6 protein-coding genes are annotated in these 9,168 nt (G+C 53.3%); 4 read left to right on the plus strand and 2 right to left on the minus strand.

Going from position 1 to position 9,168, the window contains the following annotated elements:
* Positions 1–481 precede the first annotated feature (481 nt).
* Positions 482–3,505, plus strand: coding sequence for a hypothetical protein (locus tag E3J62_00190; GenBank protein TET47862.1), 3,024 nt, complete (start codon positions 482–484; stop codon positions 3,503–3,505).
* A gap of 76 nt (positions 3,506–3,581) precedes the next feature.
* On the opposite strand, the gene E3J62_00195 is transcribed toward E3J62_00190, so the two are convergent.
* Entirely contained in the window at positions 3,582–4,007 is a 426-nt protein-coding gene (locus tag E3J62_00195) for a DUF523 domain-containing protein (GenBank protein TET47863.1), read from the minus strand.
* Positions 4,008–4,302: 295 nt separating this feature from the next.
* On the opposite strand from E3J62_00195, the gene E3J62_00200 reads away from it, so the two are divergent.
* From E3J62_00200 to E3J62_00210, 3 genes are all read left to right on the plus strand, one after another.
* On the plus strand, positions 4,303–6,441 hold the full coding sequence (locus E3J62_00200) for a PBP1A family penicillin-binding protein (GenBank protein ID TET47864.1): 2,139 nt from the start codon (positions 4,303–4,305) through the stop codon (positions 6,439–6,441).
* Positions 6,438–6,899, plus strand: coding sequence for a hypothetical protein (locus E3J62_00205; protein ID TET47865.1), 462 nt, complete (start codon positions 6,438–6,440; stop codon positions 6,897–6,899). The genes E3J62_00200 and E3J62_00205 overlap by 4 nt, the downstream gene beginning before the upstream one ends.
* A gap of 82 nt (positions 6,900–6,981) precedes the next feature.
* Positions 6,982–8,232 (plus strand): polymer-forming cytoskeletal protein, encoded by a 1,251-nt coding sequence (locus tag E3J62_00210; protein TET47866.1) that lies wholly within the window; start codon positions 6,982–6,984, stop codon positions 8,230–8,232.
* A 123-nt stretch (positions 8,233–8,355) separates the two neighbouring features.
* On the opposite strand, the gene E3J62_00215 is transcribed toward E3J62_00210, so the two are convergent.
* Entirely contained in the window at positions 8,356–8,724 is a 369-nt protein-coding gene (locus E3J62_00215) for a hypothetical protein (GenBank protein ID TET47867.1), read from the minus strand.
* Positions 8,725–9,168 lie beyond the last annotated feature (444 nt).

Consider the following 9,168-nt stretch of genomic DNA (forward strand, 5'->3'; position numbering starts at 1 on the left):
TTGGTTTCAATCTCCATTTTCGGTCTTCGTGGTCCGGGGCAGGCCTCATACTCAAGCGGTAAGCTGCAGACTTTCTAGCAGTTATCGGCTGTCGGTTCTCTGAGCATGATCTGCAAGACCGCCATAGGTCCTGTTTTCGGCCTTTGCACTTCACTGGAGATGTGTTTTTTTGCTTGACAGGGGATGTTGTTAGACACTACAATGGACGGATGTAAGGCAAAGGCCCGATGAAGGTTGCCAATAGCAGGCGGTTCGGGTCTCGAAGTAGATGAGCTTGCCACAAGGGACGCGTGGTGTTCGGGTGCGAACAAATCTTAGGGCCTAGTATTAGCGTTGAGGCTACGCGCAGAACCCTGTCTGTTGTGAGGAGTAATCTGTCAAGGGTTCTTCCTTGTCTCTTGCTTGGCACCACTGGTCTCCCGCCGTAGCACCCAGGGCAGCTGTTAACACCAATGCTCAAGAACCAAACAGGAGGGTTCAGATGAAAAACCTCACCCAATTTTTTCGGCTAGCGATCATCCTGGCAGGGGTCGCCTTAGTGGCGAACCCGCTATTTTGTCGTGCTGATATTCCGGAAGTGGATTGGACTCAGACCGACTGGTCAGGAGGAGAGGGTCAGGAGCAATGGGAAGACCCCACGAAATATTTGTCTGACAACCAGATGAACGGATGGCGAGGTCCAGGGGATCTCCTTTTGGATGCGCCTAATTACGACTATTGGTATGAGACCCTAGTTCTTGGTGGCGGTGTTAAGTCCTTCAAATCACTGTTGGCGCTTTCGGATGGTACGGTACTGGCTTGCAACACCCCTGGGTACGTATTCAGAAGCACAGACCAAGGCGAGACGTGGAGCGGTGCCGCTGTGGGCTTTGGAGTTACGAGGGTGAACTGTATGCTTGAAGACCGCCAAGGAACCATCTACATTGGCACATACCCAAATGGACTGGTTCTGAAGTCAACGGACGACGGTGCCCACTGGGTACCGACAGGGGAGATTCCAGGTACGCCCGCCTGTATTTGGGACCTCATCGAGGTTGACGAGCTTTCCGAATTTGCCCTGTGGGCAGCCAAGGACTGGAATGCAGGCGGTGGACCGGTTGCCAGGAGCTACGATGGGGGCGACAATTGGGAAGATCTGCCCTCTTTTCCCTCCGCCGATGACGGATGCAGAAGACTGGTACAGACCGAGGAAGCCGGCCAACTCGTTATTTACGCTTCAGCGTATTTCTACTCTTCACCGGAATTGGGCATGGATGTTTTCAAGACCACTGGCCCTAACCTCGGAGATGACTGGGAAAGCATCGGCAGAATCGAAACGGGACCTCAATACGAGACCAAAATTCCAGCTCTCCTCTGGGCAGACAATGGAATCAATGGATGGCTCTATGCAGGAACGGGCGCTTACTGGGGAAGAGTCTATCGGTATGAGAGCCCTGACTGGGTCCAGACAGGTGTTTTGTTGGAGAAAGGGCGTGTGACGGACCTCATCCAAGCAGACAATGGGGATCTGTACGCCACACTCGGAGGTAATTGGACAACCGACGCCGATGTGGCCAGGTCAGGAGACATGGGCGACAACTGGCATAGCGTGGCTTACCACCCTCAGACTTCCAGTGTGTACGACATCATGCAGGCTCCTGACGGCACCCTCTACGACGGCACCAGCTGGAACAAAGTCATGAAGGCCGGGTACTTCACAGAGGGGGAACTTGTTTCCTCGGTGTATGATACGAGAAGCATATTGACCCAGTACAGGACAATAGTCTACTCTGTAAACGAGAATGATGGTGTTATCACAGTAAAAGCTCGGACAGACGATAATTCTGACATGTCTACAGCTCCTGACTGGAGCCAATGTAGTCGCTACGATAGTGGCGATCCGCTCCCAAAAGCCCCAGATGTTGAAGACGGAGAGCGCTACATACAGTACCAGATAACGATGGTTCCTGACGACGATGTTGCCCCAAACTGGAGTCCAGAACTGCAAGAAATAACACTTACGTATGCTCTGCCTTGTCTGCAGTCCAGCTCACCTGAAGCCACGGCATATCCCCAGGGCAGAAAGATAGTGAGCGTTCCCGGAGCAGACTTGGGGGATATCTGGGTTTGCTATCAGGACGACTGGGAGATCTATGTCGCGCATTCACTGGATGGGGGAAGTGGGTGGGTGGAGAAGACATGCGTAGGCGAGATATACTCCCAAACGCTGGCGTTATGTGCGCAGTTGTATCCGTGCATTGCAGTGCCGCCACCACCTTTTAGCGCGGTAGCACCTGATGTGTACTGGGTTGACACGTGTGGGCGATTGTGGGTTGTGACGAGGGAAGGCAATGGCTGGAGTGAGCCAATACTCCTGGTGGACGGTTATCAGTATGATGTGAGATTCGGCCAGCCTGCTGTGGCCATCTCGCCGATAGACGGACTTGTTCACATTGTTTTTGGGTGTGAGTGGGTAGACGCTTTGGAGGAAGTGGCGCGTACCGACATAAGACATGGCATATGGGACAGAGCAAGTTATCAAACGTGGGACCCATACGAGTTGGGTATGGTCGACATTGTTATGTACAGCAAAGAGTGTAGGACTCCGTCCATTGAATTTGATGAGAACAACGGGCTTTTGCATCTGGTCTATGAGAGGATGGGCGATATACTGAGCCGGTACTGGCCTTCTCCAACTCCACTACCGTGGCTGTGGTCTGAGCCTAAACTAGTCTCCGACGGCGTCATGAGAGCTGAATATCCGTTTGTCAATGCGGATGAATCATATGTCTACGCCGCATGGGAAGCATCGGATATGACGCAAGTGCACCCTGAAGTATACTGGAAGTATAAGGAGATAACAGCGGAGGTCTGGCCGTCTGGTTTGGGTGACAATATCTCTGACACGTATGACCGCAACTCAGTGTACGCGTCCATTCTGCACGGCATCTACGCGACGTGGAGTGAGTCTTATGTTGATAATAACTACGAAATCGCGTTCAAAGAATCGCCCTGGATAGATCCGTGGACGAACATAAGTGACACTGATAAGGACTCCAAGTATTCGCACATGGAGATACAGTACGATGGTCCGAGCGGGACATCCTTCTTTTTGTGGACCGACGGGGAAGCACGGCCCTACGATGTGATGGTGAGGCCAAAGGTTCTCTCTTTGGTCGGCCAGGGTTTGTCCGTGACTGGTCCGGCGGGCCGCGAGTCGCGCTTGGCTTATTCAGGTAAGTCGACCGAACACGCACCCCAGATTGTGTCGCACCCTAACCCAGCAGCAGGCAAGATCCGTGTCGAATATTTGGTATCGAGTGACACACCCCACAAGTTGGAGGTGTTTGACATTTCGGGACGAATGGTTGCCGCCTTGGACCTGGGTAGCCCGCGCCCTGGCTGGAATTCTGTGTCATGGGGAGGGCTCGATCCAAAGGGTGAAAGACTTCCGCCTGGGACATATTTCTTGCACATACGAGGACAATCTCCTGGCCCGACAGGCAAGGTTGTGCTCGTAAGGTAAGACACCACGGAGTTGAAGAGAGGGGTTTGAATTTCTGGAGACCGGCCTGGCTGGTAGTTGGGCCGGTCTCTGTTGTCTAGAGGCCCTCAACCTCAATTCCGGCATCTAGCAGTATCGCCGCGAGGATTCCCATTCCCGGGCTTCTCTGCCAGTCTATGGTTGTCTCCCTTACCCCACATGACGGGCTGGCTTCTTTTAGAATAGCAGTTTTCGCTCCGCAGGTTCTTCCTAGCAGGACTATCTGATCACAAGCTTCAGTGAGGATTTTGGTGATGTTGCGGCCATCTTCTGTGATGATGCCGGCCTTGCCGGAGGCGACGTCCTTCCCGTCGCCTCCCATGAGTGTGCATTTTGGCCTGGGCGTACCGAGGCCTGCAAGCTGTTCTGGACAGACTGGAATTGCCCTGCCCTGTTTCAGCAGCTCTATTGCACTCTCTTCGGGAGCGGAGTTCCCGTCATAGCGGGTACATAATCGAAGGAGGCAAGCTGATATCAGTACCATTGGCTCGAAGTCCTGAAAAAGCGGAGTCCATTCCGCCTTGTGGCAGAGTATCCTATCTGGTGATTGGAGGCGTGTCAACAAGAGGATTGAGGCGAAAGGTGGGCACAGTTTCGAGCGCCCGGTTTAGGGTGAGCATAAGTCTTTGTAGTGTATGGACTTAAGTGTTACAACCCAGGTTTGGGTGGTTAGCTGCCAAAGTGCGTGTACACTGGCAATAGGCTGGGTTCTTGCAATAGGACTTGACTAGAAGGCCTTCCGGATGTAAAGTTAAGTTTGCTGGTCGAGAGAGGTCCAGGTGAGTGAGAGGGGAGCAAAGATTGTTCGGGAGGTCCTGAGGATTGTGGGCCTTCTTGTGTTATTCCTGGCCGTGTTTGCGGCTGGGGCCGGTGTGTCAGGCATCAGGTTCCTCAAAAAAGACCTGCCATCTGCACACGATCTGGAGGCCTACCAAGCTCCTCTTGTTACGCGATTCTATGATCTTCAGGATTCTCTTCTGGCTGAATTCTATATAGAGAAGAGGATGCCAGTCCCGCTGGATAGAGTACCCAAGCACCTTATCGACGCTGTAATCACCATGGAGGACAGGAAGTTCTATGAACACTGGGGTGTGAACCTGTTGTCGGTGTTCAGGGCGGTGGTCTCGAACCTGAGAGCGGGGAGGGTGGTCAGAGGTGGTTCTACAATTACTCAACAGCTCGCCAGAGCTCTCTTTCTGACTCAGGAGAGAAGCATTGTACGGAAGATGAGGGAAGCGCTTCTGGCCATGGAGGTTGAGAGGACATACTCAAAAGACAAGATTCTGGAGATGTACCTCAACCAGATCTATTTTGGCCATGGCGCCTACGGAATCAAATCTGCTGCGGAGACCTATTTCAACAGGGATATCGGCGATGTGACTCTGGCAGAGGCCGCTTTGCTTGCGGCGATCATAAGGTCGCCGGCGGCTTATTCTCCCTTTTCTCATCCAGAGGAGGCCCTGAGGAGAAGATCTATTGTGCTGGAGGCGATGGTCGGAGCCGGCGCGATAGGCCGTAGAGAGGCTGGTCAGGCCAAGAACTCACCGCTTGGTGTCAAAAGGTCAACCGAAGGGACCACAAAGGTCGCCGCCTATTTTGTGGAAGAAGTGAGGAAGTTCATAGAGCGCAAGTTCGGAAGCAGGATGCTCTATAGGGACGGGGTGAGTGTCTATACGACACTGGACATTGGGCTTCAGAGGAAAGCTGAAGAGGTACTCGAGACCTGGCTTGGGAGTTTCGAGGAGGCTAACAAGTTCAAATCGACCCTTGAGAAGAACGAGCCACTGCCTGAGTCTCTCGGCTTCGAAGGAACGAGCTACCTTCAGGCCGCACTTGTTGCAATTGATCCGCGGACAGGGTATGTACAAGCGATGGTTGGGGGAAGGAGCTTTGAGGACAGCAAATTCAACAGGGCAACGCAGGCGCACAGGCAGCCTGGTTCGGCCTTCAAGCCATTTCTGTGGACCGCAGCCATAGACAATCAGTATACTGCGGCTGACATTGTGCTCGATGCCCCAATAATTGTCCCGGTCAAGGACTCCATTTACAGGCCGTCAAACTACGACCACAAGTTCCTGGGACCCATAACGCTCAGAAAGGGGTTGGCACGTTCGAGAAACCTGGTCGCAATCAGGCTCATCCAGAAGATCGGTGCGTATACAGTTGCAGAATACGCCAGGAGCATGGGCATTCGCTCTAGACTTGCAAAGGTTCTCTCTCTTGCGCTGGGGAGCAGTTCGACCACCTTGCTGGAGATAGTCTCAGCATATGGTGTCTTCGCAAATCAGGGTGTGAGGATTGAACCAACGATGGTGAGGAGGATTACAGGCAGACAGGGCGAAATCATCTATGAGGATGTTCCATATTCTGTGCGGGTTCTTTCTCCGCAAACGGCCTACATAGCCACCAGTATGCTTGAGTCTGTATTGAACGAGGGGACAGGCTATGCCGCAAGGAGCAGGTACCACTTCGTCAGAAGGGCCGCTGGGAAAACGGGCACAACAGACAACTACACGGATGCGTGGTTTATTGGTTTTACGCCCGACCTCGTATGTGGAGTCTGGGTAGGGTTTGATCAGATGAAGAGAATAACTGAGGGTGCCACCGGTGCCAGGGTTGCTCTTCCAGCTTGGGCAGAGTTCATGAAGGCAGCGCAGAAAGGGAGGCCTCCACTTGAGTTTCCGAAGCCCGAGGGGATCACGCATGCAAGAATATGCACAAAGTCAGGGCTTTTGGCGACCGACGCGTGTAATGACACCAGAGATGAGGTCTTCGTTGAAGGGACCAGGCCGACCCAGTTCTGCACGGTGCATAAGCTTGGGATTGATAGATTACTGGAGGATGAGTACCAGTTCGAGAAGCTTGATAGAAAGTCACTCAAGAGTGAAGAGTACAACCTTTCGCCGGGTACGAGATGAGAAGAAGTGCTGCTAGAGGTTCGGTTCTTGCAACCACGATCCTTTTGCTCCCGCTGACGGGCTGGCCTGCGCAGCAGGCGGCTAAATCGCCGTTTGGGGCGATAGTTGCCTCGGCGGTCCTCCCTGGCGGAGGTCAGTTCTATTGTGAGAACTATTTGAGGGGAGCAGTCTTCTGCGCTGCTCAGGCCACTGTTGCTGGCATGATTCTCTACGAACACATATTGACAGAGGAGGCGCATCGGAGGTATAAATTGACAGGGAGTATGGACGATTACGGCGATTACGCGCACCATTTTGACAGGAGATACGACCTGCTGTGGTGGGGCGCTGGGGTATGGGTATTTTCTATGGCGGATGCTTTTGTAGATGCTCATATGTTCAAGTTCGGGAGCAAGAAGCGTGTGAGATTGGGGCTGGCGGAGGAGGGGGCCGGCCTTCAAGTCTCATTGTTTTTCTGAAGAGTGAGAGTGTTTCACGTGAAACAACCGGCTAACATTTTGCCATATAGACGATTAGCTCATATCTGGAGGGGAGTTTGACATGACCAGAGCCTCTGTGGGGAGAAATGTGTCGATTCTGTTGGCGATTCTTTGTGCGGCATGCGCCGCGGGGCAGACCGAAGAAGCAGCCCATCCCTCAGACTCAGCCAGCACAGTAGCTGACACGGCGGTTCAGTATTCGCCTGTGGCGGCCCGCACGCCAGTACTACTGGGGGACTGGCAAGAGCCACTCGATAGGGACCTGATGACGGCAGGAGGGGTGGTCCGAGTGTTGACACCTGTGAATGGCGACCTCTTTGTGGGCGGCGGGCAGGTCACCATTGAAACGTCGGTTGCAGGTGATATTTGGGTTTCGGGGGGAATCGTATCTGTCGGAGGCTCTTGCGAAGGAGATGTCAGGGCAGCGGGCTACCAGGTCACCCTGAACGGGCTCATCAGGAGCAGCGGATTGGCATTCTGCAGAAGCTTCACCCAGGCGCCCGAGTCCGAGGTTTGGGGAGACTTGAGATTCAACTGCGGAAAGGCGAGTATTGGCGGTACTGTCAATGGTCGGTTGAGCGGCAATGCCCATACGGTCAGGATAGACGGGACTGTCAGAGGTGGAGTGAGTGTAGAGGCGGAGCGCGTGATGGTCGGGTCCAATGCTCTGATAGAGGGAGATCTTGTCTACGAGAGCGCGAACGAGGCAATGATAGATCAAGCTGCGACGATTCTCGGAAGCGCGGTGCACCATGTACCAGAGTCGAGAGAAGTTGTGGGAGCTTCAAGAGAAGGGCTTTTCAACTTCGACCTCGGGATGAGAGTTGTTTGGTTCATCGGAATGTTGATTGTCGGGCTCATCATGTCCGCATTCAGCCCGAACGTCTTGATGCGCTCAAACGAAATGTTGAAGACTTCCCCCTGGGTCTGTCTGCTTACAGGTTTTGTCCTGCTTGTGTGCCTGCCGGCGATTCTCCTTGTGCTGCTTGTCGCTGTGGTCGGCTGGCCTCTGATGCTTCTTCTCAGTCTCTTCTATGTGGCAGGCATTGCATTTTCAGGAATATTTGTGGGGCTTACGCTCGGTAAGGCTCTGCTTCGAAAAGTGAGAAGGGCTCGGGAGTCTATTTTCTGGCCCATGGCACTGGGAATCCTGATTCTCGCAGCCATCTCTTCAATTCCGTTTGTGGGATTCCTGCTGAGGCTGGTGATCGTCATGCTCGGGCTTGGCGCGGTCGCTGCTTCCCAGTGGAGGTTCTTCAAAGAGAGCCGGGGGAGAAAAAGACTGCCAGAGGTAGAAGTGCCGAGCATCTGAACGACAAACTGAAGACAAGTTCCAGCCTGGAAACAACTCCCAGACTTATGTTGTGTCGTGGGGCGTCGGTAGTCTTACATCTTGCATCTTCTATCTAGCGTTTGAGGCGTGATTTGTTTCAGGTCAGGAGTACGTTTTCAGTTTGCTGTTCCTGAGCTCTTTCAGTAGTTCGAATATCTCATCATTCATCTTCCTCACACACGCCATCATCTTCTGATACTTTCTGTACCTTCTTGCGCGAACTTTCACCCAGGCTTCATCCTGGCGCCGCACAAATACGAGCCTTCTCTTGGCGCCGTGGGGCACAGAGAGACATGTGAATGGGCCGTGCTTTATTTCCCTGGCGCACCTGCAATTGGGGTTGCCACACTTCTTGTATGTCTCGTAGATTGAGCCGGCAACCATCTCTTCGGGGCGCATCAGTTCCCGCAGAAGGCGCCTTCTCTCCTTGTCCAGCCTCTCTATCTTGCCACGTAGTTTGCCTGGTTGCATTATGGTATGCTTATATCATATAGACATACCAGACGCAAGAAAAAAATGCTCTGTGAGGTACGAAGTACGAATTGCAAAGTACAAGGTCGCAAGGCGATACTTCGCACTTCGTACCTTGTACTCGCCAGTATTGTGTAGGGGGTCGTTTCCGCGCCCACTTTGACTTGCCGAAGGGTGAAGAGTTTGCAACAAGCAGATTCTTCCCCCCTTCGCCTAATCGGCTTCGGGGGACTTCGCCCGACTCAGCGCTATCCCCTTAGTCGGGCTTGCGTCTTGTAGGGCTCCGAAGGATAACTGGGCTCCTCCCCGTAGAACGGGGGCGAAAGCGAAGGATCTGCTTGTGCCAGATTGCTTCGTCGTCGTTCGGCAGGCTCACGACTCCTCGCAATGGGCATATTACTCAAGAATGTGGCCTGTTTAGTCATGTCGGACACAGGCGAAAGT

This window comes from candidate division TA06 bacterium (genome assembly GCA_004376575.1).
GTDB lineage: Bacteria > Hydrothermota > DG-26 > E44-bin18 > E44-bin18 > E44-bin18.